This is a genomic window from Cellulomonas telluris (assembly GCF_004886325.1).
GTDB classification, from domain to species: domain Bacteria; phylum Actinomycetota; class Actinomycetes; order Actinomycetales; family Cellulomonadaceae; genus Cellulomonas; species Cellulomonas telluris.
In genome coordinates, this window is the sequence record NZ_QXFN01000029.1 from 1 (window position 1) to 651 (window position 651).

1 pseudogene is annotated in these 651 nt (G+C 75.3%); it reads right to left on the reverse strand.

Features of this window, described 5'->3' with window-relative positions:
* Positions 1 to 512 (reverse strand): annotated as a pseudogene (locus FB586_RS18565) (phosphoribosylamine--glycine ligase); the annotation flags it as partial.
* Positions 513 to 651 lie beyond the last annotated feature (139 nt).

A 651-nucleotide genomic window follows, 5' to 3' on the forward strand; every position in this document is an offset into this window, starting at 1 on the left:
CGGTCGCAGTCCGCGGCGTGGGCGAGCGCCTCGTCGCGGTCGGTGGTGACGACCACGCCCTTGCCGGCGGCGAGCGCGTCGTCCTTCACGACGTACGGGGCGCCGTACGCGTCGAGCGCCGCGGCCACCTCGTCGGGGGTCGTGCAGGTCCGCGAGCCGGCGGTGGGCACGGCGGCGGCGGCCATGACCTCCTTGGAGAACGCCTTCGACCCCTCCAGCAGGGCCGCCGCCCGGGACGGCCCGAAGACCGCGATGCCCGCCTCGCGCACGGCGTCGGCGACACCGGCGACCAGGGGCGCCTCGGGACCGACGACGACCAGGTCGGCGCCGATCGAGGTGGCGAGCGCCGCGACGGCCGCCCCGTCCATGGCGTCGACGTCGTGCAGGGTGGCGACCGCGCCGATCCCGGGGTTGCCGGGGGCGGCGTGCACCTCCGACACCGACGGGTCGAGCGCGAGGGCCAGGGCGAGCGCGTGCTCACGCCCTCCGGTTCCGATGACGAGGGTCTTCACGGGTCGCGAGCCTATCGACGTGCGCGGCCTCACCGGTTCCGGGAGGTTTGGGTGGACGCACAGCGGGCACGCGGACGAGGTAGGACGTCGACGACCGTCGAGGACGAGGAGCAGCTGTGACGATGCAACCGGGGGACAC